The 26,387-nt window shown below is 50.0% G+C and carries 25 protein-coding genes and 1 pseudogene; 14 read left to right on the top strand and 12 right to left on the bottom strand.

Annotation, left to right across the window (positions count from 1 at the left end):
- Positions 1-717: pseudogene (locus tag AAX04_RS07680) on the bottom strand (alpha-mannosidase); the annotation flags it as partial.
- A gap of 90 nt (positions 718-807) precedes the next feature.
- Here AAX04_RS07680 and AAX04_RS07685 point away from each other — a divergent pair.
- Positions 808-1,806, top strand: a complete 999-nt coding sequence (locus AAX04_RS07685) for an ABC transporter transmembrane domain-containing protein (RefSeq protein WP_066796435.1) — start codon at positions 808-810, stop codon at positions 1,804-1,806.
- A gap of 119 nt (positions 1,807-1,925) precedes the next feature.
- Positions 1,926-3,617 carry a dihydroxy-acid dehydratase gene (ilvD, locus tag AAX04_RS07690; protein ID WP_066796524.1) on the top strand — a complete coding sequence of 564 codons (1,692 nt, stop codon included), beginning with the start codon at positions 1,926-1,928 and terminating at the stop codon, positions 3,615-3,617.
- Positions 3,618-3,733: 116 nt separating this feature from the next.
- On the opposite strand, the gene AAX04_RS07695 is transcribed toward ilvD, so the two are convergent.
- Positions 3,734-4,843, bottom strand: a complete 1,110-nt coding sequence (locus AAX04_RS07695) for a hypothetical protein (RefSeq protein ID WP_066796438.1) — start codon at positions 4,841-4,843, stop codon at positions 3,734-3,736.
- Between the two features lie 149 nt (positions 4,844-4,992).
- Between AAX04_RS07695 and AAX04_RS12480 the strand changes: the two genes are divergently transcribed.
- On the top strand, positions 4,993-5,118 hold the full coding sequence (locus tag AAX04_RS12480) for a hypothetical protein (RefSeq protein ID WP_255363551.1): 126 nt from the start codon (positions 4,993-4,995) through the stop codon (positions 5,116-5,118).
- 103 nt (positions 5,119-5,221) lie between these two features.
- Positions 5,222-6,727 (top strand): zinc ribbon domain-containing protein, encoded by a 1,506-nt coding sequence (locus tag AAX04_RS07700; protein ID WP_066796441.1) that lies wholly within the window; start codon positions 5,222-5,224, stop codon positions 6,725-6,727.
- Here AAX04_RS07700 and AAX04_RS11650 read toward each other — a convergent pair.
- Positions 6,712-6,888, bottom strand: coding sequence for a serine hydrolase (locus tag AAX04_RS11650; RefSeq protein ID WP_084761269.1), 177 nt, complete (start codon positions 6,886-6,888; stop codon positions 6,712-6,714). The two genes, AAX04_RS07700 and AAX04_RS11650, sit on opposite strands and share 16 nt — an antisense overlap.
- A gap of 106 nt (positions 6,889-6,994) precedes the next feature.
- Between AAX04_RS11650 and AAX04_RS07705 the strand changes: the two genes are divergently transcribed.
- Entirely contained in the window at positions 6,995-8,221 is a 1,227-nt protein-coding gene (locus AAX04_RS07705) for a pyridoxal phosphate-dependent aminotransferase (RefSeq protein ID WP_066796444.1), read from the top strand.
- A gap of 346 nt (positions 8,222-8,567) precedes the next feature.
- Here AAX04_RS07705 and AAX04_RS07710 read toward each other — a convergent pair whose 3' ends face one another.
- Positions 8,568-9,434: a hypothetical protein gene (locus AAX04_RS07710; RefSeq protein ID WP_066796447.1), complete on the bottom strand. Its 867-nt coding sequence runs from the start codon at positions 9,432-9,434 to the stop codon at positions 8,568-8,570.
- Positions 9,435-9,483: 49 nt separating this feature from the next.
- On the opposite strand from AAX04_RS07710, the gene AAX04_RS07715 reads away from it, so the two are divergent.
- Positions 9,484-10,353, top strand: coding sequence for a hypothetical protein (locus tag AAX04_RS07715; RefSeq protein ID WP_066796449.1), 870 nt, complete (start codon positions 9,484-9,486; stop codon positions 10,351-10,353).
- Positions 10,354-10,452: 99 nt separating this feature from the next.
- On the opposite strand, the gene AAX04_RS07720 is transcribed toward AAX04_RS07715, so the two are convergent.
- Entirely contained in the window at positions 10,453-12,129 is a 1,677-nt protein-coding gene (locus tag AAX04_RS07720) for a D-glucuronyl C5-epimerase family protein (protein WP_066796456.1), read from the bottom strand.
- Between the two features lie 82 nt (positions 12,130-12,211).
- On the opposite strand from AAX04_RS07720, the gene AAX04_RS07725 reads away from it, so the two are divergent.
- Complete coding sequence (locus AAX04_RS07725) at positions 12,212-13,180, top strand: Fis family transcriptional regulator (protein ID WP_066796459.1); 969 nt, start codon at positions 12,212-12,214, stop codon at positions 13,178-13,180.
- Between the two features lie 68 nt (positions 13,181-13,248).
- Complete coding sequence (locus tag AAX04_RS07730; RefSeq protein WP_238377840.1) at positions 13,249-13,536, top strand: DUF2250 domain-containing protein; 288 nt, start codon at positions 13,249-13,251, stop codon at positions 13,534-13,536.
- Positions 13,537-13,633: 97 nt separating this feature from the next.
- On the opposite strand, the gene AAX04_RS07735 is transcribed toward AAX04_RS07730, so the two are convergent.
- On the bottom strand, positions 13,634-14,038 hold the full coding sequence (locus AAX04_RS07735; RefSeq protein ID WP_066796462.1) for a hypothetical protein: 405 nt from the start codon (positions 14,036-14,038) through the stop codon (positions 13,634-13,636).
- Between the two features lie 66 nt (positions 14,039-14,104).
- Positions 14,105-14,425 (bottom strand): 50S ribosomal protein L37ae, encoded by a 321-nt coding sequence (locus AAX04_RS07740; RefSeq protein ID WP_066796465.1) that lies wholly within the window; start codon positions 14,423-14,425, stop codon positions 14,105-14,107.
- A gap of 75 nt (positions 14,426-14,500) precedes the next feature.
- Here AAX04_RS07740 and AAX04_RS07745 point away from each other — a divergent pair, with 75 nt between their 5' ends.
- Entirely contained in the window at positions 14,501-15,352 is an 852-nt protein-coding gene (locus AAX04_RS07745; protein WP_066796467.1) for an aldo/keto reductase, read from the top strand.
- A 285-nt stretch (positions 15,353-15,637) separates the two neighbouring features.
- Here the strand turns inward: AAX04_RS07745 and AAX04_RS07750 are convergent, their stop codons facing one another.
- A complete protein-coding gene (locus AAX04_RS07750; RefSeq protein WP_066796469.1) occupies positions 15,638-15,937 on the bottom strand; it encodes an MTH1187 family thiamine-binding protein in 300 nt (99 codons plus the stop codon).
- Positions 15,938-16,026: 89 nt separating this feature from the next.
- Here AAX04_RS07750 and AAX04_RS07755 point away from each other — a divergent pair, with 89 nt between their 5' ends.
- The gene (locus AAX04_RS07755) at positions 16,027-16,242 is read left to right on the top strand and encodes a C2H2-type zinc finger protein (RefSeq protein ID WP_066796471.1); all 216 of its coding nucleotides are present in this window, start codon (positions 16,027-16,029) and stop codon (positions 16,240-16,242) included.
- Here AAX04_RS07755 and AAX04_RS07760 read toward each other — a convergent pair.
- A complete protein-coding gene (locus AAX04_RS07760; protein WP_084761270.1) occupies positions 16,229-16,669 on the bottom strand; it encodes a phosphate-starvation-inducible PsiE family protein in 441 nt (146 codons plus the stop codon). The genes AAX04_RS07755 and AAX04_RS07760 overlap by 14 nt on opposite strands.
- 113 nt (positions 16,670-16,782) lie before the next feature.
- Here AAX04_RS07760 and amrB point away from each other — a divergent pair, with 113 nt between their 5' ends.
- The gene (gene amrB, locus AAX04_RS07765) at positions 16,783-17,631 is read left to right on the top strand and encodes an AmmeMemoRadiSam system protein B (protein ID WP_066796474.1); all 849 of its coding nucleotides are present in this window, start codon (positions 16,783-16,785) and stop codon (positions 17,629-17,631) included.
- Positions 17,632-17,667: 36 nt separating this feature from the next.
- On the opposite strand, the gene AAX04_RS07770 is transcribed toward amrB, so the two are convergent.
- From AAX04_RS07770 to AAX04_RS07780, 3 genes are all read right to left on the bottom strand, one after another.
- On the bottom strand, positions 17,668-21,588 hold the full coding sequence (locus tag AAX04_RS07770; protein ID WP_156519758.1) for a protease pro-enzyme activation domain-containing protein: 3,921 nt from the start codon (positions 21,586-21,588) through the stop codon (positions 17,668-17,670).
- Between the two features lie 75 nt (positions 21,589-21,663).
- A complete protein-coding gene (locus tag AAX04_RS07775) occupies positions 21,664-22,524 on the bottom strand; it encodes a TFIIB-type zinc ribbon-containing protein (RefSeq protein ID WP_156519759.1) in 861 nt (286 codons plus the stop codon).
- Entirely contained in the window at positions 22,517-22,798 is a 282-nt protein-coding gene (locus tag AAX04_RS07780; RefSeq protein ID WP_084761271.1) for an H/ACA ribonucleoprotein complex subunit GAR1, read from the bottom strand. The genes AAX04_RS07775 and AAX04_RS07780 overlap by 8 nt, the downstream gene beginning before the upstream one ends.
- A 438-nt stretch (positions 22,799-23,236) precedes the next feature.
- Here AAX04_RS07780 and AAX04_RS07785 point away from each other — a divergent pair, with 438 nt between their 5' ends.
- From AAX04_RS07785 to malA, 3 genes are all read left to right on the top strand, one after another.
- The gene (locus tag AAX04_RS07785) at positions 23,237-23,632 is read left to right on the top strand and encodes a 30S ribosomal protein S8e (protein ID WP_066796535.1); all 396 of its coding nucleotides are present in this window, start codon (positions 23,237-23,239) and stop codon (positions 23,630-23,632) included.
- 91 nt (positions 23,633-23,723) lie between these two features.
- A complete protein-coding gene (locus tag AAX04_RS07790; protein WP_066796483.1) occupies positions 23,724-24,374 on the top strand; it encodes a hypothetical protein in 651 nt (216 codons plus the stop codon).
- A 37-nt stretch (positions 24,375-24,411) separates the two neighbouring features.
- Positions 24,412-26,385: an alpha-glucosidase MalA gene (gene malA / locus AAX04_RS07795; RefSeq protein WP_066796486.1), complete on the top strand. Its 1,974-nt coding sequence runs from the start codon at positions 24,412-24,414 to the stop codon at positions 26,383-26,385.
- Positions 26,386-26,387 lie beyond the last annotated feature (2 nt).

Raw genomic sequence — 26,387 nt, forward strand, 5'->3', positions numbered from 1 at the left:
ACGCCTACTCTCCTCAAAGGGCCAAAGCCAAGCAGCATCAATATGAGCATGACCAACACCAAAAACAACACCAACCTTACCAAAACCACCAACCAAACCACGCAAAACACCCAAAGCATCATCAAAGTTACCGCCGCTGGACTCCACATAGACGTTGCTTAAGTCATCCGTTATGGTCTGCATTATCCTCTCACCCCAGGGCATGCCGTATAGTTCAGCCGTTAGTAGCAGCTGTTCCCTAGAGACGCTGGTGAATGGGACGCGCTTAAAGGCCTCGGTTAAGGCCCTGAGTAAGGCATCCCTGACCGCATCATCATTAATGGTTCTGGCCAGCTCAAGTGCACTTGATGCATAGGCCCAGAACCTGAGCGCAGAGTAATCCCTGGTCACTAAGAATGGCTTACCTGGGTCAACGCCAACTATCTCGCCGAAGTCAGCGTATGGTGTGAACTCCGCCTCAATGGTATGTGAACCTGGGGGTATTGGGATTGCCCTATGGTAGCGGTCGAGCTCAAAGTGGGGCCTACCATCAAGCCTAATTAAGGCACTACCCCTATGCCCAATAACCACTAGCTCACTGGAATCACCGGCATCAACACTGAGCCTAAACCTATTGTCACCGACTGAATCCCACTTAAGCGGTTTAATGTTCCTGAACGAACTGGCCAGCACGAATACGAGCCTAGCGCTGAGTTCATCAAAGGACCTAGTTACCATGATTAGGCTAACCTTAATTACTTTTAAAGTTTAACCCAGCCTCTAGGTAAGGTATTTAAGGGCCTAGGTTAAGCCTAAGGTGTATTGGTTATGAAGTTAAAAACCGCCGAGGTATTAGCCTTAACGTGGAGGTTCTATAGGAGGTACGTATACTCATGGGAGGTTAACATAGGCTTCATAGCAGCCCTAGTAGCCTTCATACTTAGGGCAGTAGCCTCAGGTTCATTAATGCCCTTGGCATTAACCAACCTGGTGAACTCACTTGAGAATTCAACAAACGGCTCGTTGAGCATTAGGGAGTCAGGCATAATGAACGCCATATTAATGATAACGGCTACAGCCGTAATATACACGGCCACTGAGTGGTTGTTTAAACCTTTTTGGAATAGTGTGGCCAAGAGCATAGCTGACGTTAAAAACAGGGTTATATCGGAAATGGGAGTCAGTAATAATCTGGGTAACGTAAATGACTTGGTGGGTAGGTTAGCCAGCGATGTGGACTTCGTCATGTGGAACATAGGAGGTATGTACACCACCTTCACGCCCAACATATTAACAACGATTGTTTCTCTGGTAACAATTTTCCAACTAAGCCCAGTACTGGGTATTGTGGCGGTTGCAGCTACCCCACTATCACTGCTAATAATGGAGCCTTACATAAAGGGTGTTGAGGAGGCTAGGCAGGTTGAGAGGAGCTCCTATAGCGAGGTTATTCACCTCATAGATGAATATTTTAAGGGTAATGCTGAGCCTGGTCAAATAAGGGATGCGTTAAACAAGTGGTATAGGGGTATGACTAGGCAGGTGTTTTACGATAGGACATATTGGTCATCTTCATTCGCCTACAGCCTAGCAATGCCGGTGATATTGACAATACTTGGGATTCATGAAACCGAGAGGGGTAGGTTACCTATAGGCAACCTGGTTGGCATAATCTACGCCAGTATGAATGTCTACTCTCCACTGATAAATGCGCTGTGGGGTATATGCGTGTTGGGGCAAAGCCTAGTCCCAATGAATAGGATAATGCAATTATCATCCAATAATGGTAAAAGTGGCAGGCAACTGGCCGAGCAGGCAATCCACTAGGTTAAAAAATTACCTGAATTTTAATGCGCCTAGTTGGCTGGTTCACTTGAAAACTTATTTTCAATTTTCACAAGAGCTTAAATGGTAATGCATAAAAATGCAAAGCTGGGTAAGTGGGTATGGCATCTATAAAGATTAGGGTTAGGAGTAGTGAGAGGTATGATGGGGTTCTTAATGCCCCCCATAGGGCCTTTTTAAGGTCAATAGGCCTTACCGACGAGGACTTAGCTAAGCCCCTAATGGCTGTTGTGGCTGCGTGGAGCGAGGCTGGGCCATGCAACATCCATACACTTCAACTGGCCACATACGTCAAGGAGGGTATTAAGGCTGGCGGTGGGGCTCCATTAACAGTCCCAACTATTGTAGTCAACGACAACATTGGCATGGGTACGGAGGGAATGAGGTATAGCCTGGTTAGTAGGGACGTGATAGCCGACACCGTTGAGGCTCAGATAAACGCCCACGCCTTCGACGGCTTCGTGGGTATTGGTGGTTGTGATAAGACAACGCCAGGGTTACTGATGGCGATGGCTAGGTTGAACATACCGTCAGTTTACCTGTACGGTGGGTCGGCTGAGCCCGGCTTCTACGGTGGTAGGAAGTTGACTATTGAGGATGTGCATGAGGCCATAGGTGCATACTTAGCCGGCAAGATAGGCGAGGAGGAGCTCTACAACATAGAGCTGAACGCCCACCCAACCTACGGCACATGTGCAGGCATGTTCACGGCTAATACAATGGCTGCTATGGCTGAGGCGCTGGGCATGGCCTTACCTGGGAGTGCCACCCCACCCGCTACTTCAGCCAGGAGGGTAATTTACGCCCGTGAAACCGGCTTAGCCTTAATGAAGGTTGCCGAGCTGGGTATTAAACCAAGGGACGTAATGACCTATGAGGCCTTCGAGAACGCCATAGCCGTACTAATGGCCACCGGAGGCTCAACTAATGCCATACTCCACCTACTAGCAATAGCCTACGAGGCAGGGGTTAAGTTAACCCTAGACGACTTCGACAGGGTATCCAGGAGGGTACCCTACATAGCTGCCCTAAGGCCGGGTGGTGACTTCGTGCCCGCTGAGCTGGATCAGGTGGGTGGCATACCGCTCATAATGAGTAAGCTGCTCAAGGCGGGGCTAATCAACGGTAAGGTAATCACAGTGACCGGCAAGACCCTTGAGGAGAACCTAAGGGAGTTTAAGATACCTAATGTTAAACACGACCACATGGTCAAGGATCCATCGACACCGATTAAACCGTGGGGTGGCATAAGAATCCTCAAGGGCTCACTAGCACCAGAGGGGGCTGTTGTTAAGGTTGCTGCAACGGGCATAATGAGGTTTGAGGGTAAGGCAAGGCCATTTAACGGGGAGGAGGAGACCTTCCAGGCCATTAAGAGGGGTGAGGTTAAGCCGGGTGACGTGGTTGTAATAAGGTACGAGGGCCCCAAGGGTGGGCCTGGGATGCCTGAGATGCTTAGGGTAACCTCAGCAATAGTTGGCGCGGGCCTAGGCCAAGACGTAGCCCTGGTCACTGACGGTAGGTTTAGCGGCGCCACAAGGGGTTTAATGGTTGGTCACGTTGCCCCTGAGGCAGCCGTGGGTGGGCCAATAGCGGTGGTTGAGGATGGGGACAGGGTGATAATAGACGTTGAGAATGGTAGGCTAGACCTAGCCGTACCCGAAGATGAGGTTAAGAGGAGGTTAAGCAGGTGGCAACCCCCACCACCAAGGTACAGGAGTGGCCTACTAGCCAAGTATGCCTCCCTAGTAACCTCGGCATCAATGGGCGCGGTCACGCTGCCGAGGATTTAAACACAGCCGTGCATACTTTAAAGCGCGGTGAAAATACTCAATTATGCCCACCGGTAAGTTAAGTGGTAAAGTGGCTATTGTGACTGGGGGAGCTAGGGCTGTTTCTGTCTTCATTATTATTTACGGTTACTCGTATTCATTGGTGTGAGTCCTTTTAGGGCTATTAAGTAGGCTGATGCGGTGTGCCTGTCTAGTCTATGCTTTCTCATGGCTTCGTCGTGTTCTTTGGAGTTTGTTGTTCCTCTTGGGTTCACGTATTTAGTCTCTATGCTGTACAGTGGTGCCTTCATGGTTATTTTCTCGATAATTGTGCTTCTGAATATTGAGACCTTGTGGTTGTAGTTCTCATGCCTCCTATCACCACCCCTAACCCACATTAGCCTCAACCTACCGAGGACTCCCGGATTCTCCAGGAACAGTGTCTTAACACCATGGTGATAGGCGTAGTTAAGCATCTCATGTATCCTCATGCCAATGATACTCCAAGCCTTGTGTCTACTGAAGCCCTTCCTAGAAGCCTCACTGAACCAGAATGTTTTGTTATCAATGAGTTCACCATCTTCATCGATAATCGCTAGGTTGATTCTATCGGTGTTAACGTCAACACCACCAATGAGCTTGCCACTGTTCTTCTTATGCCTAGCCATGTGCTCATAATAGAGGTCTAACGGTATTGTCACATGTACTTCACCACGAACCCACAATTGGTTGTCTCTGACACCGTAGTCCCTAACCACAACCCTACCCATGTACTTGACATGTTCAAAAAGAACTGCATCAAGTAATGCTTTGTAAATCTTGGGTATTGTGGGTTTGAGGACAACCCTACCAGTTGCCCCGTTATACCTAATTGTTGTTATGTTAAATTCATAGCCAGGCTTCAAGGTGATACTTTTGGCAGGGTACTCAAGCTCACTCTGCTGGAACATGAGCCAATCACCCAACTCAATGCTTTTGAAATCAACATCTAACGCCCTACATGATTCGTAAACACCCATCACGAGGGTTACGGCACCGTCAGCATACCTACGATTCGGAATAATTTCGTAGGCAATTCTCCTAAACGCGTTCTTCCAGCCAATCCTACTACCAGGTAAGATTTGTTGCTGTTTAACTACTGCCAGCACCCTATGCGTGGTTATTCTAAACAACCAAGCAGTTGATAATAACTCCTTAGCCGTATCCCCATCAACATTAAATGGCAACTTAATGGTTAAGTAATCCACGGAGGGATATCCCCAAAAGATTTAAAAACCTAACCCCAACACCCTCACTAGTTACCCTGGGGTCCCGAGATCCGCAGAGGCTAGGAACCCCTGGCGACAGGGCGGGAGCTGCTGCGGTGAGCGGCCCCAGGGAGACCGTTGAGAGGTAGATGGCGGAGGCGCCAAGCCTCTGCCACCTACTGAGAAACGGCATTGGGGCTGCCATAGCTTATAAACTTGGGCTTGAGGGGGCTAGGGTAATCATAGCTGACAACGGGGCAAGTCTTGCCTTTTAGGGTGGTGTTTGTTGTTTCTTTGTTTGTTTAAAGTTTTAGCCTATTGTCCAGTATTTTTGCTTCTGATTACCCTTTAATTCCTCCCTTTGCTTAGCTTTTCCTGGTGCCTAGGGTAGTGCCCCCGAGAGGGGGTTCAATCTCTTCGGATGAGTTGGTGGGTCGATCACCCACTGTTTCCACCACCCTAGGCACACAATCCTCCTTCACCCCTAAATCGAAGGGTAGGGGTAGGAAATCAAGGAATGGTAATGATGAAATGCGCACTGTTAGGCTTAGGCTACTGCCTAATGGCTCTCAAGAGCGCAAGTTACGTAGGATTGCCGATGCTGTTGCTAAATTATGGAATGAACTGAATTATGCAAGGTTGGTGCAGTATAGGGTAAGTGGCAAGGTGGATTTCAAGGGTACTGGGCACGAATTCTACCACAGGTACAAGGATGGATTGGGCGTAAACGCTGGTCAAGTCATTAACCTGAATAATTGGGCTTGGAAATCATACTTCGAACTGCTTAGGCTGTACAGGCAAGGTAGGTTACCTAAATTCATGGGTAAGCCTTCACCACCTGGCTTCTGGAAGGATAGGTTACTAGGCAGGAGGGAGCTAAGGATCCTGGTGAGGAACGATAGGTACTACCTAGAGCCCACCAACGGTGGAGAGGGCTACATAGTTCTTAAGGATTGGGGTTTGAAAATAAAGTACGCTGGTAGGGTTAAGTGGAGTGGTAAGCAGGGCGTACTCGTAATTAAGCTTGAGGGCAATAGGTGGTTTGCCTATGTGCCAATAAGCATTGGTGAGAAGCCTGCTAGGAGTAACCCGAGGGGTTACGTGAAGGGCATTTACGAGAAGATACGGATTGAGGAGCCTAGGGGTGGTAATAAGGCTTTCATCGACGTTGGTTTGAATAACTTGTTTGCCGTTGTCTTCAACCACACCGACACCGCCATTTTAATCAAGGGTTCGAGTATTAAGGCTGAGTACTACTGGTGGAAGAGGGAGGTTAAGACCTACCAGGCGATTAGGGATTGGTTGAGGAATCATGGATTCGAATCATGGAGGAGGTACCATGCATTCCACCTTCATGCTGTTTACAAGCAGCACGAGAGGCTTAGGCATTACTACCGCACTGCAATCAGATTCCTAGCGAGGATAATGCATGAAATGGGTGTTGATGAGGTATTCATTGGTTACCCATACATGCTTAGCCAAAACAACGGTAATGAGTACAACACCAATGTTTGGTGGTTCAGCAAAATCATTAATTGGCTTGGTGATGTGCTTGAGGAGTATGGGATTAAACTGCATGTTGTTAATGAGTATGGGACTAGCAAACAATGCTCAATATGCAATGCAAACCATGAAAACGGCAGAATCAAGAGAGGACTCTACGTATGCGAATTAACTGGAATAAAGATTAACGCCGATTTGAATGCGGCAAGGAACATAGCGAAGAGGGTAGGTTACGAAACACCAATACCAACAAAAATACTCAGCCACATAGTCACTACTAACGGAGTAAAACCATTAACCCCCATGGAGGGGGTAACTGTCGAGACCCCCACGGTAAACCCCGCCCCCAAAGGGCGAGGAGGGGGTCATCCGATGCCGTAGATAGTATCTGGGGTTGCAGGCAACCCCCTCTCAATATCCCTAAACCCAAAGCCTCTAGAGTAAACAAGCTCACCGTTCTTAATTAGCCCTATGCTCAAACCTGGTAACCTGGATTCCCTCATCCTGTTCAGGATGAACTCCTCAAGCCTACCGTAGTCCATGAATCAGCATTGGTTGCTTAAATTTTAAGATTTAGGTCATTACGGGTAAATAGCCTTTGGGGAAATATTTATTTATACATAACCATAGTGCATTACGGTATTGAGTATGGATCCGGTTAATGGCTATCTGAAGGAGTCGGTTAGGGGGTTGAGGGGTGAGGATGCTTTCACGTACCTGGCTAAGGCCCGTGAGGTTTCTGAGAGGAAGGGTATTAAGGTTATTTCCTTTGGCATTGGGCAGCCTGACTTACCCACCTTCAGCAACATTGTTGAGGCGGCTAAGGTGGCCCTGGATAGGGGTTTAACGGGCTACACTGAGACTGAGGGGATTAGGGAGCTTAGGGAGGCCATTGCGGATTACTTGAACCAGAGGTACCACGCAGGTGTGAAGCCCAATGAAGTCATAGTGACCACGGGTACTAAGACAGCCATATTCCTAGCTATGGCATCCTACATTAGGCCAGGTGATGAGGTCATAATACCAGACCCAACGTACCCAGCATACCCTGAGTTAACAAAGTTCTTCGGTGGTAAGCCGGTCTACGTGCCCTTAACCTTCAACCCTGAGGATGGTTTCAGACTTAACCTTAAGGCCATTGAGGGCGCCGTCTCAGATAGGACGAGGGCAATAGTGCTGAATAATCCGCATAACCCAACAGGCGCCGTGTTTAGGCCTAGTGAGGTTTCCAGGCTACTTGAGGTGGCTAAAGACCACGGGCTGCTGGTCATTGTTGACGAGATTTACGACAACTTCCTCTACGAGGAAGGCGTATTCAAGGGTATCCTAGAGCTTGAACCAGACTGGAGGAGGTACATCATATACACCAATGGCTTCAGCAAAACCTTCTCAATGACTGGGTGGAGGCTGGGTTACCTAGTGGCCAGTGGTGAGGTTATTGAACCTCTAAGGAGGCTCGCGGCGAACACGTACAGCTGCCCACCAAGCATAGCCCAGTGGGCTGGTGTTGAGGCACTTAGAAATGAGGCCTCCTGGAGGGCCTCAAAGGCAATGATTGAGCTGTTTAAGAGGAGGCGCGACGTCATGTATAATGAGCTTAGGAGGATCCCTGGGTTTGAGGTTTGGAGGAGCGAGGGGGCATTCTACATGTATCCCAGAGTTAAGGGGGTCCTAGATAAACTTAACATGAGTGTTGAGGAATTCGCAAACTGGCTGCTTGAGGAGCACGGTGTAGTTATCCTACCCGGCACAGCCTTCTCGGAGTCAACCATGGGTAAGGAGTACGTTAGGTTAAGCTTCGCTCTCGACGAAAAACTGATAATAGAGGGGTTGGGGAGGGTTAGAGAGGCTATTGAAAATTTTAAACAGCAGTAAATTAATTATTATATACAATATTTATATAAGTAAACTGAATGACACATGGTGTTGGCTTAGTGGCCATACCAGTAGCGGCATGTATACGATTCGAAAACAAACCTAGGGCAAAATGAGGGTAAGGTTAAAACTGAGGAATGCTTGCTAGCTAATATGTAGCATGCCTGCATTTAAGTAGGTTTGTTAAACGAGTCCCCTGTATAGGTTACTGTACCTATGAAACTCCTGATCTTAACCTCATGCATCCTTAATGTCCATGAGTATATCGGTATTTTAATTAAGCATGCCGTGCATGTAAAACCTTTAGTGACCTAACTGGGATATTTCTACGGTGCCCTTTTTCAATTCACTGCCCTGGCTTTCCCCGCGTGAACCAGGAGAGAGGCAGAATGATGGGTCTAATTGGTTTGCTACTAGCTAACTCACCCTGTGACCTAGCTAGCAATGCATCATCGCTCATAGGCCTAATCCTCTCAGCCATCTTAACCAACTCCACCAACCTGCCCCTGCACCTTGGGCATGTTTTAAGTTGGCCAGTACCCACGTAGTCTATCCAGCATCTCCTACACCTGAAGATACCCATAACGGCATCTGCATCGGTTACGCTAAGGGTGCATAGTTGCCTAAACCCAGTCACCACAACCCCAAGTATGGCAGGCGCCATCCTCCTAAACGATCTCTTAAACCTTAGGATTGAGTCCACGTCAGCCTCTACTATGATGTCACCACTGTAGCCAGTTGCATAGGTCCTGTTAACCACCTCCATTAAGCTAGCCGCATCACCACTTAACTTAACCAGTAGCACATTGCCCTTCGTTGGATCTGTGGTGTAATTCTTAATGACGGGTATTAGCCCTCCGCCACTGAATAGGTTTGCATCATCGATAACACCACCCCCACCTGCAATTATAGGTGTCGTAGCTTGTTCACCGAGTTCCCTTAAATCGCTTGAGTAGACGAATGGCCTTAGGCCCGTGTTTAGCTTAACCGTGGCCATCGCCGTGGAGGCGCATATGGATAGGCTGATCAACTGCATGGCCTGGTTTAAGGTGCTTAACTGGTCATCGTTAACGTAGGCTACTGCCTCACCGGCTGTGACGATTACTCCATCGTCGACGGCGGCTATTGGCTTAACGCCACGGTTCATCATTAACCTTAGCGCCGAGTTCACGCAGACCCCTACCCTGCAATGTTCAATTACAAGCGCCTTCACGGCTGCGCCCCGGCGGTATTTTTATAAGCCTATTCACGGCGCATTAACCATGCCTAATGAGGCTGATTTTAAGCCATACTTCATAATACCCCCATTGGCCTCAATGTTAATGGGCGCCCTAGTGACCTTTGGCCTAACGACGAAGCACGCTTACATACCTACCCCAAGCCCCGTGATAAGTAGCAGTAACACTGTGTCAGCCGGCTTCTACAACACAATGGTTATACTACTAATGGCCCTAGTGGGCCTAGTGGTGGTTTACCTATTGATTAGGTATGCTAAGTTCAGGGCCTTCGCCGTCTTCAAGGACGCCATGATACTGTTCTTAATATACACCCTAGTCACCTTCTACATTTACGAGTACGCAACCTACTACAACATATACCCACTCCTGCTCGTGGTAACCTTCTACCCGCTCAGCATAGGCCTAACGGCGCTGCTGGGCTACTTCTCACTATACAGCAATAGCCAGGTTCTCAGGGGGGTTGGCATAGTGTCCTACAGCGCCATGGCGGGTTCCCTCCTGGCCACAAGCCTACCCCCAGTCACGGCGGCAATGGTGCCCATATTCCTAGCCGTCTACGACGCATTCATGGTTTACAAGGGGTTGTTGGGTAGGTTGGCGGAGTCCATGAAGGGTACGGTTGGGAGAAGCCTGCTAAGGGGCCTTGTGCTTGACCTAAGGGACACGGCCATAGGCGTGGGGGACTTGGTGGTCTACTCCCTAATGTCAAGCTTCGTCGTATCCCTAGCCGGGGAGGCAATGGTAATGATACTCATTATACTCGTCCTAGGGGTCCTGTTAGGCTTCTACGTAACCTATAGGCTACTCTTACCCTTCAGGGGTTATGCACCCGCCCTGCCCTTACCCGTCCTGTTGGGCTTCGTCCCAGTGATAATACTCCTACATGCGGTTTAACGTGGAGAAGGGATTTGGAAAAAGCCCCAGCCCCCTTTATCCTAAACCAGGCTAGACTACGGCCGCTAATCAGCCTACCGCCCCAGGCTTTTATAAGCGTTACCTCAATCCTGCGACGGCGGGCTTAACAACATCCTCATCTATTCTTATCAAGGCGCCACCATTAACCTCAATTTCACTGCCGTTAACCCTAACGGAGCCGTTAACCCCCACAGCCTCAATACCCTTAACCAGGACACCATGGCCACTGGGTGACCTGTAACCCTTAATCACTATTCTTGAACCCTCCGAGTAGGCTACCATGTTCAACGCACCACCCATTGGACCTACGTAGACTAATTGAACCCTACCCTTGGTTATTGTCGCAGGCTGGTAATGCGCCTTAAAAGCCCCCTCAACGTCGTAGCCTGTAGCCTTAACCCAAACCCTATTACCGTAAGCCGCCTTAAGCACGTTGATAATCATGTTCAATGCATCGGCGTCACCCTCCCTCAAGTAGATTAGGCTTAGGCACCTGGCCACGGCCTCATACTCACCCCACCTGCCCCCCTCAACCATCCTGTAGCCCATTAAGCAAGCCCGCTTGGCCATATCGTAGAGCTTATCATCACCCAGGTACATGGATGCCTTCAGGGCTAGCCTACTGCTCAGTAGGCTGTAACCCCTGTAGGGTGGGTACCTATCATCCTCACCCTCACCCATGTGCTCCCTTGAGTATAGGCTGTAGTACAAGTAGCCATCACCCCTCTGGAACTTATCCGCCAGTTTAATTATTGCCTTAACCCCACTTAGGGCGTGGCTAAGGCAACTGCCGCATAGGCCCCTAATGTGGGCCTCGGCGAAGGATAGGACCGCCATTAGGTGAGTGTTAAGGACCATTAGGTTCTCCCAACCCTGGGGATCCGTGGACAGGAAGTGCCTACTACCCCACCTAAACCACCTCATCCCACCCCCGAGGTCTATGTAGCCTAGGCAGTTGGGTGGTTGGGTTAGGTAGCATTCAAGGGCCTTGAGAGCGCCGTCCAGGTACCTTGAATCCCCTGTGAGTTCAAAACCCCTGAGAAGGGTGTTGAAGATGTAGGATTGCTGAGGTGACCCGTAAACGTCCCTAGCCTTGGCGGCGGTTATGTAGGGTATCTTGACGCCACCGTGCTCATTCATGAGGCTGAGCAGTTCCTCATAGGCCATGGTTAACACGTCTAGGTAGGCTGGGTTACCCTCCTCAACCCAACCAGCCAGTGATGGGTTGACCACGTCACCCCTAGCCCAATAGTAGGCTTGGTTGGGCTTTATGAAGCTGGGTAATTCACCCTCCTTAACGTAGCCTGCCCTAACCATGGCCCATATTAAGCCATCCTCGAAGAACCCTCCCTGGATCAGTGGCAGCGGTTTAGGTAATCTGCCAAGCACGTCACCTAGGTCGTTTAAATCCTTGGTTAGGGCTATGACTGAGTCACAGTAGTCACCCTCACCACTGGTCACCACCTCAATTTGATTACCGTAAACCTTAACATTGACGTTAGCCTCCTTAACCATGAATGGCCCAACTTCACTTAACCCATAGCAGTAGGCTGTTATAGGCCTCACCGCGCATTCAGCATCCAACTTGGCGTTAACCCTAATAGTACTTAAGCCTCCTGGTGCGTGTGTGATTAGGTATGTGTTTCCGCTCCAGGGGCTTTGAAGAACCCTAAGCGAGTAGCCGTCGCCAATGCAGGTTGAGAGCAACCCAACTCCAGTGCACTTGAGTCCGCTTAGGCTTAAGGCGCAGCCCACTAAGGATGGGTTCAGCTGCCTTTTAAACCACTACTGGTCACCCACGCTAGGTTTAATTAACCCAAGCCCTGCGTAACCTAACGTGGGTCTTGAGGATTTAAGGGCGCTTGGGGCGATCATTAAGGCTAAGTTGGCTAATAGGCCACTGGCCCTGTGTGACATTGGGGATGCTGATGGCTTAACAAGCGCCTCACTATTCCTAATCAAGTACCCCAACGGTGTGGTGGTCTTCGCACCTCCAGGCAAGGTACAGAGGGGTAGGTTATACAGGCTATTCACCTGGGACTTCGTCGCCGACCTACCCTGCCCAGGTAAGGCTATAATCAGGGCTGATCACCATGAGACGAATAAGCCCTGCGCTAAGCTCGAGTACTACGACCCGGAAGCCCCATGCTCAGCTTTACTAGCCATGAGGGCCCTCAACCTAGCAGGTAACCCAATAGCAGAATCCCTAGTTAAGGTGGCCATTGAAACCGATACGGCTAGGATAAGCAGTGAGGAGGCTAGGCAAGTGGACATGTTGGCTAGGTTTTCAAGATATGGGGAGAAGGTGAGGGCTGCGTCTATGCTTGCTAAGACGGGGCTTGAGGCCCTCAAAACACCATACGTTAAGGGTATTGTTGACAGGGGGATTAGGTCATGGGAGGTTATGCTTAAGGTTGCTGATGCCCTCGGTGTTGATAAGGTTATTAACGCCTACTTCAACGTTAAATTGGGCATATCCTACAGGCAATTGACCATTGAACTCCAGCGTAGGGGGGCGTCAATGGTTAACCTACTGGTTAGACTAGGCTACAGGACGTTTAGGTACTACTGCGGCGCAGACCCATCAAGCGGCTTCGACTGCACTAAGGTGGCCACAGCCCTAGGCGGTGGTGGGCACTCCTATGCAGCTGGCGCCCAGTTTAAGGCACCGTTAACGAGACCCATGAAGGGGGTTGAGACCTTCATCAACGCCCTAAGGGCCAACCTTAACCTAAACGGCGTGGAGCTGTTAATGGTTACCAAAGACACCAATGGGTTCAGCGTTAGGCGTGTGCAAGTGGCGTGAGGGTTAGTTAGAAAAGGTTATGCATTGGACGTGCTAAGGGTTAAATCCCAGGACCCTACGTTGGGCTCGTGGAGTTGGACAGTGAGGAGTTGGCGGTTTTAATTCACCTTAAGAGGGCTAACGTGGATTATGGCAAGTCAATAGCGTTAAACACCGGTATACCGCTGGAGAGGGTTTTGATGATCCTTGATAGGCTAGAGGACATGGGGCTTGTTGAGAGGGTTAGGGGTGGTAAGACGCTTAAGAGGAGTATGGCCAGGTTTAAACTCAGCAGTGAGGTTAGGAAGCACCACGTGTACTACAGGTTGAGTAGAAGGGGTGAATTGCTGGTCAGGGGTATTAGGAGAGGGCAGTAATACGCAATGGTGGGTTAAGCTAACCCTACCTAATTAGGTTTATTCATATTGCTGGTTAGTTCATGGGCCTTTAAGGTTGCGTTGAAGGTGATGCAGCTTAGGGTATTAAAATGACTTTAACCCTCCCATCCTCAATCGCAACCCCAATTAGGCTTAGGCCGCTGGCCTCATCGCTAATCCTCTCTATTAGGCTTATTGACTTGTTTAGGGCGTCTAGGATTACCTTAAGCCTATTCCTGATGCTACTCATGATTGAGCTGAGTTCGGTGGTTGGTGGAATCACGTGGACGTCAATGGTGTAGTTGAAGTAGGTGAACCTAACGTACTCGTAATAACCCCCACCACCCCTAGCCATCAGCCTCCTCTCACCCCTAGCCTGTCTCTGCAACGACGCCAATGTGGATTCTATACTGGATAAGACATCCTTCAACGCATCTACATCACTCTTAATGTCACTCAACGCCGTCTTGGCGTTGTAAAACTTCATGAATTCGACCGGCATCTCAACTTAACCAACACTCAACTACTTATATAAGCATTCACCCAGCAGCGGCTCATCGGCCGCTCATCATTGAGTAACCCTCTGCCTAGCCGCCTCCCTCATAGCTTGCCTCTGCCTTTCAGGGGCCCTAAGTTCCTCGGGGGTTATGGTCCTACCCATGATGGTCTGAGGCACGTATGCACCACCGGCGAAGGTGAAGCCGCACCTTGGACACTGCCAAATACCGAAGGCAAGTCTCCTCAACCTAACAAGCGACCTGCATTGCGGGCACCTATGAAGCCCCCTCTGCTTAACCTCAATCTGAAGCACCTTCCTCCTAACACCCATCCCATACCTAGCCCCAAACCTACCAGTTGGCCCAACTATCTTAGTGTGGCTAAACGGCACGACACATCAAGGAGACTGGCATTTAAAAACTTTACCATGATAACCTTCTAAATACCCTCAGCCGTTGGTTTGGGTATGGAGTACAGGGTGTTTGGGAGGAGTGGTGTTAAGGTCTCGGCCGTGGGCATGGGGACGTACTACGACCCGGTTTGGATAGTGTTATCAAGGCTGGGCATATTAAGGTCCAGGAGGCTTAAGGTGCAGGCGCTTAGGCTGGGTTTGGAGAACGGCATCAACCTAATAGACACGGCCGAGATTTACGGTAGTGAGCCCATTGTGGCTGAGGCCATTAGGGGCTTTAATAGGGATGAATTGTTCATAGCCACTAAGGTATGGCCAACACACCTTAAATATAACTCAGTGATTAAGGCTGCTAGGAATAGCGCAAGGAGACTTGGGGTCAGGTACATTGACCTTTACCAGGTCCATTTCCCGAACAGGAGGGTGCCTATTACAGAAACCATGAGGGCCATGGAGCATCTGGTGGATGAAGGCTTAATAAGGTTCATAGGGCTGAGCAACTTTAACCTAAACCAGGTTATTGAGGCTCAGAGAGCCTTGAAGAAGTACGAGGTGGTTTCCCTCCAAATGCCCTACAGCCTAATCGATAGGAGGATTGAGGCGGATATAATACCCTATGCCAAGAGAGAGAACCTAGCCATACTATGCTACTACCCACTTGGCCATGGAAGGTTAATCAGGGAGTTCCCAAGGGACCTGGTCGAAATGGTAAGCAGGAACCATGGGCCAAGGACGCCTGCTCAAATAGCCCTGAATTGGATAATAACAAAGCATGAAAACGCCTTCCCAATACCAAGGGCATCAAACCCAATGCACGTTAGGGAGAACCTTGGGGCAGTTGGCTGGAGGCTCAGTGACGAGGAGGTTAAGGCCATTGAGGAGAGGGTTAAGGCAAGGTTCAGATGACGCTTACTAAGGGCCACTGGGCATAGTACACATGGGCAGGTACACGCTTGCTAAGGTTAGCGACTCTAAGCAAGAGCCTTTAGGCATAGGGGGCTTCTAGATATGCCGTGAGGATTGGTGTTTTAGGTGCTGCTGGGCTTCATGGGTTGTTTTATAGTGGGGTTTAGGAGGAAATTAAGTGGGATAAGCGTGGGTTAAACTCACAGACCTCACCTACCATTCCTCACCTCACTCAAGACCAGAAAAACCGCAACAGGAAAACCCAATAATAAGGGAGAAGGCTGGCTAACGCTGGGTCACCCTGCTTACCTTGTACTCTATTGTCTCGCTCTTATCCCTCCTATCATCAATCCTAATTACCGTGACAATCCTCTTCACGCCCAGTTTAACAAGTTCGTTGTGGATTTCATCTATGAGTTCACCAATTTCCCTTAGGGATGGCACCTCGATGACTGTTCCCATGGCGCATACCTGGTACTTATAACCCCTCTTTGCTATCACTGATACAGCCTGCTTAACCAAGTCACCAACGCTCGTTGAACCAGTCCCTATTGGGTCAACCGCAACCTCAATTATCACAGCCATAAAGCATTCACAGGCTTTGGATTTAAATTGATTACCATCATAAACCATGTGGGGTTAAGTTTTAAACCACCACCCGGCATGGTTCATTGATGCAGGTTACCTGCAAGTACTGTGGTAAGACTATGGGTAGTGCGTGGGAATACTTCATACATTACACTAGGGAGTGCCAGCACATGCCTAAGACTAGGAGGTGCCCAGTCTGCGGTGCCAGGTTCCCAAGCTTTAGGCTCCTTAAGGTTCACCTCATGAATGAGGCCCTGGTTGACAATAGGCATAGGGGTTTATTAACCGCTAAGTTTTCTTAATCTGCTCCGCCTTGTTAACTAGCCAGTAGGATATTGACAGTGTTAAGATTGCGGCGGTTATGATGATTCCCCTTTGGAGGGTTAGGGATTCTATGTTTGCGAAGTTTATTAGCAGTTCCCTCGCCACTGCAGTGAGCACTATGGCTATGACCATGTCAACTATTATCATACCCCTCTCCATATATGCTATGAACATTTCTATCAACTCCATTGTTAACACGACTAGGAATAGAGATGATAGTATGCTTATGATGTTTGAATCTGTTAATGAAGCGATACCGCGTATTGAGCCTAGGATGCTCGTTATGGCTATGTATAGTGAGAGTAGGCTAACCACCACGGTCAGTAATATTACAAATATATAAAGTGAAATGTTTATTAACCTAAGGGCCCTAGCCATGGATGTCCTCATGTTTTCTTTACCCATATATCTTTAGGTTACCTAACTAGGATTTAAATACTTATCCACGGTTTACTACACATTTGTCATTTAGAAAAATATGTGAAATGGTTTAAATAACTAAGGTGCGTGTGTACTGCATGGTCACTAGAAAACCGGCCGTTGCAGGGATGTTCTACGAGGCTAGTAGGGATGGTTTAATTAACCAGATAAAGTGGGCTATTGAGCATGAGATTGGACCAAAGTCAACCATGAATGTTAAGGAGGATAAGCAATACGTGCTATCGGTAGTTGCGCCGCATGCTGGGTATGTCTATTCAGGCCCGGTGGCGGCGCATGCCTACGTTGAGGTGGGCAAGTACGCCAAGCCCAAGGTATTCATCATAATCGGTCCAAACCACTACGGCGTAGGCTCACCAGCGGCAATCATGACAAGTGGTGAGTGGGAGACGCCACTGGGTAGGGTTGAGGTTGATGAGGAGTTGGCGAGGGAGATTAAAGCCAAGGTTAGGGACCTGGCTGAGGATCCAACGGCCTTCGAGAGGGAGCACTCAGTGGAGGTTCAGGTACCCTTCATACAATACCTGTTCCCAGGCTCAAGGATAGTGCCAATAGTCCTGTGGAACCAGACCATTGACATGGCCAGGAGGCTTGGTTCAGTCATAAGCGAGGTTGTTGATGGGAGGGCCGGTGAGGTAGTTCTGGTGGCCTCAAGCGACTTAAACCACTATGAGCCCCATGAGGTGACCACGGACAAGGACATGAGGGTTATTGAGCATGTGCTCAACATGGATGAGGAGGGCTTCTACTCGGCAATGGAGAAGTACGACGTCTCCGTATGCGGCTTCGGCGCAATAATGGCGGCCATAGTCTACTCCAGGAAGCAGGGGGCTACGGGCGTTAAGCTACTTAAGCACGCAACCTCAGGTGACACAAGCGGTTACCTACTTGAGACCGTGGGCTACGCGTCAATAGCCTTCTACAAGTAATCACTCACATGGCGGCGTTTTAAACTGGCATTGGCGCTAAGCCGATTTAACCCTTGATGCCGCAAACCAGGCTAGGGCGGCTGCGCTTAGGGCTAGGGACACCAACAGTAGGATTTCAATCATCGTTAGGTTACTGTTTAGCTCAACCAGTGCCTTACGCATTGCTGTTGCGTTTGAGGCTAATTCACCAGTCAACCTACTGAGACCACCGCTTAAGGACAATAACTCGTTAGCTAGGTTAACCTCAACGGATGATGAAGCCACGGCCCCACTGGACTGCACGACAACAACACTTAACTCGTATGTGCCATCTGGGTAGTCTGTGGTATTGAGGGTGTAGGTGAATGTGCCGTTGCCCGTGAAGGCAATTAGCACGTGGTTATTTAGGTAGAGGCTGACGTTCAATACATCATTGCCGATTACCGTGAAGTTCACGGTCACCAGCCCGGTTAGGCTGGTTCCATTAACGGGGGAGTTGATTATTACGATGGGTGGTTTGGGGTATATTGAACTGATCACCGAGTTCTCGTTGACGTAGGTTGATGATGATAGGTCCAGTTCACCAACCCTACTTGAGAATAACTCAACGGTGCTGTTAATGGCCCTAACCCTACCGATGCTTGAGGATACCAACAGTAGGTGGGAGTTTATGACCGTTAACTCACTGGCGTTGCAGTTAACCAATGTGACGTTGCCTATCAACGTGTCGTTGATTAGGATGCTGTCAACGTAGACGCCGCCTATTAATGTGTCGTTGATTAGGGCCATGTGGTAGGCCTTAATGCCGCTTAACGTTGCCCCATTCAACATTGTGTAGGGTATGACGTAAAGCGTGTACTGGGTTGATAGGCTGCTTGGGGTTGGGTAGCCATCAGCAGATGTGCCAGTGACCAGAACGCCGTATGGCGATGAGAAGTACAGGTTACCCCCAAGGTAGGTTAGGCTGCCTAGGGAGTACTGGGATGGTAGCGTGACGTTGCCAACCCACAGGCCCAACCTTGGGTTGTACCAAAGTGGGGTTTCGAAAACCTGGCTTATCAATGGGTATAGGCCCGATAAGGACAGTGGGTAAACCGTGGCCGAGTACATGCCGTACTTCACCTCAGTGCCATTTGGGTAAGTGATGTTGGCGTAGATGGTTATAACCTGCCCCTCAAAGGCGTACGTTGACGAGACCCTCACGGATGGTAGTGAGTAGCCCCCAGCCACATATATTTGGGTGAAGTAGGAGCCCGTTATGGTGGCGTTGAGGGTGTATGATGAGTAGGTGGCGTTTAGGATAATGGTGTATAGTCCAGGGGTTGCGTTTGAAGGCACCTTCAGTACGCCGTAGTAGGCGTTCACGGATGGGTTAAACAGTACGTTAGACATGCTGATAACCCTACCCGTGGGTGATGTTAAGTAGGCGGTTACGTTAGACCCATATAGGACATTGTAAAACACGTAGGTTCCCGTACCCAGCGACACTTGAACCAGGTTTAACGGTGGTATGGGGTAACCAACCACGACTACACTCCCCCCTGGGGCCACTGAGCCTGGTTGCGCCACCACCGTTGGCAGCACGTACATGCTCTGCATCATTACGCCGTTCACGAATGGTACGAAGCCGAAGGCGTTAAGCAGCCTAATAAACAATACACCGGTGGGTAGGTTGCTGGGTAGCTCACCTACGAATATGTACGTCACGTTGCCGTGTGCGAAGTATGGGTACGGCCTTAGGGTTACGTTACCGATGAGTGAATAGGAGTTGTTAAGCGCATTGTAGTAGTAGATGAGGGCCGTAACCCCACTCACGTTGAGGGGCACCCCACCCACGGGGGTGGTTAGGTTAACGACCAGCCGTATCCCTGACCCCAAGTAGAGGGGCGTGAATGGTAGGGGTTGTAGGAATTGCCCATAGTAACCTGAGTATATTGTAGTGTAACCATAGCCCCTTAAGCCATCCGCCTCCCCGTAAACAATAATGTCAAGTATACCGGTGGCGTTGCTTGGGAGGGCAACTGAGGCTGTCCAACCATTAATGCCGCTGAACCTTAACGGTACCATGGTCACATTACCCCAAACACTCTCTATGAGGGCGTAGAAGCTACCTGACGTGACCAGCCTAGTTGAGTTAAGTATAGAGGCGCTTATGACAACCTCCTCACCTGGGTAGTAGTACCTCTGCTGGCCGCCTGTGGTGTTGTAGACGTTCACCGTTATGGATAATCCACCGCCCTCCAACCTGCTTAAGGCTGAGAAGGCCTCAGCCAAGTAGCCGGCATTGACCGTGCCTAGGCCAGTCACTAGGTTGTAGCCGTAGTGGGCTGTCCAAGGTATGTTGTAGCCGAAGGTGATGGGGACTATGGCCTTACCGTACCAGCTGCTGTTGGCCAGTTCGTAGATGGTTGGATTTAACGAACCGAGGCTTGAGCCTACTGCATCCATGATAAGGGTTAGTAGGCCAGCCAGCAGTGGCGATGATGCACTGGTCCCGCCGGCTATGAGTAATGTGTTCCCTGGCCCAACCATGAGTAGCCCTGGGTATGGGCTTGCATCCATGGCTAAGTCAGGCACCATCCTACCGAATGGGTATGTCGCAGGTGTGGCTATGCCCCACTGGTACCAGGGCTTAGGCTCAACAACACTAACACCACCCGTTGAGCCACCTAGATTCAGGCCGAGGGGTATGAAGCCGTAGCTGGACCAGGCTGTTTGGTAGTAGGAGCCGTTGGGTAATTGAATGTAGGTGGTGGTGCCCCCAACCGCCGTCACGTAGGGTGAGGCGGCTGGGTAAATGACTGTGCCCAGTGGCCCATTGCTGTAACCAGCCCCACCACCATCACCACTGGAGGCTAGGAAGGTGATACCCTCAACACTACCTAAGGCGTAGTACTCGTCAGTTAGCACGACGTTGAAGTAGAAGGCGGGCCCATTAACCATCGGCAGTATGGACTCGGGGAAGCCGAAGCTCTGGGAGACCACGTTAACGGCGTCCTGGTCAACAATGTAGGCTATTATGGCCGCTAGTGGTAGGGCTGGGTTCGCAACATAAAGCACAATGTTAGCCCTGGGCGCCATTGCGTGGGCAACCTCAACATCAAGGCTTACCTCATAGGCCCAGCCATTGTAAACCCCCAGGTTGGGGTTATATGGGCCTATGGGCACTACACTGAAGCTTGGCGGGTTCGGGAGGCCGGTTGCATTGTCGAAGTAGGCTAGTTGGGAGGTTATGTAGGGGTCTCCGAAGAAGTCAAGGATGCCTATGGTGTAGTTCTGCCCATAGTAACCTTCCCTGTACAGGGCGGTGGCGTTGTAGACCCTCTGCAGTTCAGTGGGCCAATAGGCCTCCATGGGGTATGTTAAGTTTACGGCACCCTTAACGTAACCTGGCAATATGTTGCCCAGTTCACCGCCCATGATCAACAGTTGCGGGTGTTGGAGGAGAAGCATTGTTAAGTTCGATGAGTAGACCATGATGTTGCCCAGCTTCGGCACCCCATAGGACTCGTAGTAGCTTAAGGACCCATTACTGTAGACGGCGTAGCCTAGGCCAAGGTACCTCTCAACAATGCTAACGTTACCCCAAGCCACTATTATTGAGTCAGCTGCGGTAAGCAGTATCCTGAACCCATGCCCCCTAAGGTAGGTGAGCACCTCATTGTATTCATCGGTTGGGTAGAAGAGCGTCTTCACCTCCTCCCTACTGAGGAAGTGGTGGTACATGGGTGAGCCTGGGGTTGATACGGCTTGGGCGTAGTAGAGGAGTAAGTTAATGTTCCTGAGGGGTATGTAGATGGTGACTATGACAGGGCTGTCATTGCTAAGCGTCCCAGCGTAGTGAAACCCACTTAGGGGTGTGGGGGGTGGGTTTAACGGTGTGTTAACCAATGAGGCGTGGGTGACCGTAGTTAGGCTAATGCACGTTAACACGACTATTAACGTTAAGTAGCCCATTAGCCCTCTCACTTTTAGCATGAATACGACACTGCGCCCGTATGTTAATAAATTTAATTCAGAACCTGGCCAGAATCTGGTGCATTGTTTTAAGGCCTAGACTATTATCCTAAAGTTCAGGCGCCTCAACAGTTCATTGTACCTGTTCCTTATTGTCACGTCAGTTACCCCAGCTATTGATGCTATGTCCCTTTGCCTAACGTTAACGTTGTATATCAACAGTGATGCATACACCATGGCGGCGATCGTTGAGGTGATGGTTTTACCGTTGAATAGGCCATTCGCCTTACCCTTCTCTATCAGGTCCCTCATCAGTAGGATCAACCTGTGCTTAACGTTATTGTTGATGTTTATTGAGTCAAGCATCCTCAGGGTCATGTTCATGAGCTGCTCGTCGTTGTAAATCCCCTTAATGTTCATTAGGCTGGCTATCTGCGTGTAAACCTTATTAAAGCTCTTAATGTTCACATCACTGTTCTTAAGGAGCTCCTTCATGGTGCACGGTATGTTACGCCTCCTGCACGCTATGTAAACTAGGGCTAGGGCTGTCTCCTTAATCCTACCCCTATAGCCCATTTTAACCAACGCCCTATAGTTCAAAACAACCTCATCAATTATGGATTCAGGAAGCCCCACGTTAGCCACAACCCGCTTAACAATGGACCTCAACTCCATTACATTGCGTTCACCCGTGGTGAGCAGCGCCACGGGCTTCACAATCCTCAGCTTTGACTCACGCAGCTTAACTATGTTAATCAGCATCCCATGCTCAGGGGCGGCTGCGTTGACTGGGCTGGCCCTGGCCAGTGACCTACCATTCTTATCCACACCCCTCCACTCAGGCCCCATGTCGATGACATGCTCCTCAATTACATAGCCGCACTTGGCGCAGAATAAAACACCCCTCTGCTCGTCGTATACGAACTCCGTTGAGCCGCACATTGGGCACTTATTCATGGCGCCCACCCCTCATGATCCTCTCAAGGTCCACGCCCCTAACGTAAATCTGTTTACCAACGTATTCTGATGCCTTCAAACCCTTAATGGGTTTTATTAGTGCATAGGGGGAGGACACTGGGCCCACGACGTCCTTAATGCTCCCTATCCTCCTCATGGAGTAGTCCATGACGGTTAACCCAACAAGCCTATCAGCCCTATCCACGTTAACCCTAGCCACCATTAAGCCATCCCTAGCCACATGCAGGACGGCCCCAATTCTCCTGAGGGACACGTATACTTCCACCATGGGGGGTCTTATTAAGGATTATCGATTAACCATACAGGAAATACCCATAAAAATACCTGGCGGTAATGACAAAATGAACGATAAGTCTCGTTGTTTGTGGTGGTGTTGTTTCTTGGTTGGTTTAAAGTTTTGGTGTGTTGATTAATGTTTTTGTTTCTGGTTATGTTTTAATTCCTCCATTGCTTTATGCTTTTCCTAGTGCTTGGATTGGTGCCTCGTTTGGGCTTGGGCTTTCGGGGATGAGTCGGTGGGGCGATACCCCACTGTTTCCACCACCCCGAGGACGAAACCATTAACCCCCAAAGAGGGGGTAACAACCAAGACCTTCACGGTACTCCCCAACCCTAAAAGGGCGGGGAAGAGGTCATTAGGGTGGAGTTGCACTGGTTAATGTTTAAAAGGCTTAGGCTTAGGTGCTTGGTAATGGCTAAGTTGGCTGCCTATTACCAGGGTAATGACAATAGGAAGGTGAGTGGTGGATTTAGGGCTAGGCCCTATAAGGTTAAGAGGAAGGCCCTAGGCGGTGGGCCGCCCACCAACACTAGGCTGGGGGGTGTGGATAGGAGGCTTATTGAGAGGGTTACGGGTGGTGGGTTTAAGATTAGGCTGGCTGAGGTTAGCTACGCTAACGTGTATGATAAGGGCAGCGGCACCTGTAGGAAGGCTAAGATACTTAGGATAGTTGAGTCCCCAGCCAACAGCGACTTCGCCAAGAGGGGTATAATCGTGAAGGGGACTATTATAGAGACTGAGGTGGGTAGGGCGGTGGTTACGTCACGCCCCGGGCAGGATGGAGTGGTTAACGCGGTCAAGATTTGAACCCGGGCCTTAATTCAAGCTTACCCTTGGCAAATGCCCAATGGCTTGTTTTAAGGATAGGTTTATAAGCTAAATTTAAGTATAATAATCTATGTCCTCTGAGCAGCCTGAGGAGGCTGAGGAGGGTGAGGAGATTGAGAGGGAGAGCGCTACATCAGAGCTTGTCACGGAGGCGGGTAAGCGCATAGTTAAGATTAAGTTATCAACCGGTAAAACCTCAGCTGGTAAACTGTTCGGTAGGCATGGTAGGGGTGGTAGGCCCGACTTCTTCAGGATAATATTCGGGGCGGTGGCCAATGGACTGAGGACAAGCCTAGGTGGGGAGGAGGGTGAGGCTAGGTTTAACGAGCTGAGGAATAGGCATGAGTTCAGGGAGTCCCTAACCAAGGTGTTTAACGACATTAAGAACTGGTTCTTCACTGAGGTTACCAAGCAGTACGACATAGGCAAGGGTGACGTGTTCGCAATACTCACGGAACTGGACCTTGACCTTGAGACGGGTGAGCTTAGGTGGGTTAAGGAGAATAGCCAGGTGGTTTACTGGGTTAGGAGCGACAAGATTAAGGCAGCTGAGTCCTGCGGTAAGGTTGAGGAGGAGCTTAAGAGGCTTAAGGAGGATTATGATAAATTGAGGGAGGAGAACCTAAGACTGAAGAGTGAGAACGAGGCATTATCAAGGGAGCTAGCCGACATTAAGGCCAGGCTAAGCGAACTACTCAAGCTACTCGGCAGCAGCAAATGAGGCACCTGTTAAAAAGGAGTGGGCTGGCATTGGTTTCATGAGGGTTAGCGTTGAGGAGGGTGAACCAGGGTTTAGGCTACTCATTAACAACCCAAGGCCAATAGTAACCTTCAACTACAGGCCGAGTAGGGCTGTCGGAGTCTTTGAGGGGCCTAGTTACGAGGGTGAGTTCCTTGGGCATAGGCTTAGGGTTGAGGAGTCTAACGGCAGGTTAACCATAGTCAAGGACCTTGACTTAAAGGAGCATGTGCTTGGGCTTGGGGAGAAGGCTTATGAGCTTGATAGGAGGAGGGTTAGGGTTAGGATGTGGAACCTGGATGCATCCGCACCCACCCCATACGGCTGGTACAGTGACCCCCTCTACGCCTCAATACCATTCCTAATAAGCGTCAGACACAGTGAGGCGGTTGGGCTATTCGTTAACTCACCAGCCGAGCTCTACTTTGACATTGGCCTAACCAGGTATAATGAGGTTAGGGTTACGGTGCCCCACAGCGACGTTGAGGTTTACGTCATAAGGGGGCCTAGCGTTGAGAGGGTTATTGAGAACTACACAGACATAACGGGCAAGCCCCTAGAGCCACCTGACTGGGCCCTTGACTATCAAGTATCCAGGTGCTGTGGTTATGAGCCCCAGGACGTCGTGGTTAGGATTGTTGATGAACTCGAGGCCTTCGGCCTTAAACCATCAGCAGTGTACTTAGACCTCCAGTACATGGACTCCGGCAAGATATTCGCCTGGGATAGGTCAAAGTTCCCTAACCCAAGGGGGCTCTCCGAGGAGCTTCATAGGAGGGGTGTTAGGTTCATAACGATAATTGACCATTGGGTTAAGCTTGACCAAAACTTCGACGTGTTCCTAAGTGGGTTGGGTAAGTATTGCGAGGCTCAGAATGGGGAACTCTACGTGGGTAGGGGTTGGCCAGGTGCGGTTGTGTTCCCGGACTTCTTCAATAGGGAGGCTAGGGATTGGTGGAGTAGCCTAGTTGAGAGGTGGGTTAGGGATTACGGGGTTGACGGCATTTGGTTGGACATGAATGAACCCACTGATTACGTTAGGGAGCGTGAGTGGTCCATTGATAGGGGTGCCATTCATAGGCTTGATGATGGGAGGAGGGTTAGGCATGAGTTAGCTAGGAACGCCTACCCATACTTCCAAGCCGCGGCAACCTACGAGGGTTTGAGGAGGGCTGGCGTGGATAAGCCCTTCATACTATCGAGGGCTGGCTACGCAGGCATTCAAAGCTACGCCTTTTTATGGTCAGGGGACAACACGGGTTCACTGGACGACATACTACTTCAGATGCAACTGGTGGAGTCAATGGGGCTCTCAGGCATTCCATTCTTCGGCTGCGACCTGGGTGGCTTCATTGGGAGGGGTGATTTGAGGAGGTATAGGCCCTACATGGACCAGGGTGAATTGCTTGTTAGGTACTTTAGGGCTGGGTTATTCTTCCCCCTCCTCAGGGTGCACACGAGCAGTAACCCCGATAGGGAGCCGTACATGCTTAGGGGTGACCATGCCCAGGCCGTTAAGAGGGCTGTGGAGCTTAGGAGGAGCCTAATGCCATACCTCCTAGCCCTAGCCACCGAGGCCCATGAAACCGGGCACCCAATTGTTAGGCCGCTGGTCTACCACTTCCAGGACGATGACGACGCCTACCACATAATAGACGAGTACATGGTTGGAGGCGGCCTACTATATGCTCCCCAAATCTACGGTGAGTCGAGGAGGGTTTACCTGCCTAGGGGTAATTGGGTGGATTGGTGGAGCTGCGTGGAGTATAGGGGGCCTACTTGGATTGAGAGCGGTAGTGAATTCCCACTATTCATAAGGGAAGGCTCGGTGATACCAACGACCAGTGAGGTTAGGGTTTACGGTAAGGGCTCAATAAGGCTGAGGGATGGTAGGGTTATAGAGTATGATGGGGTAGGCCTAAGGGCGCCTGGGTACAGTAGGGCCATACTGTACAGCGGGGGCAGGTGCAGTGAATTAGCCATAAGCGGTTAACT

It is taken from the genome of Caldivirga sp. MU80 (assembly GCF_001663375.1).
Lineage (GTDB): Archaea > Thermoproteota > Thermoprotei > Thermoproteales > Thermocladiaceae > Caldivirga.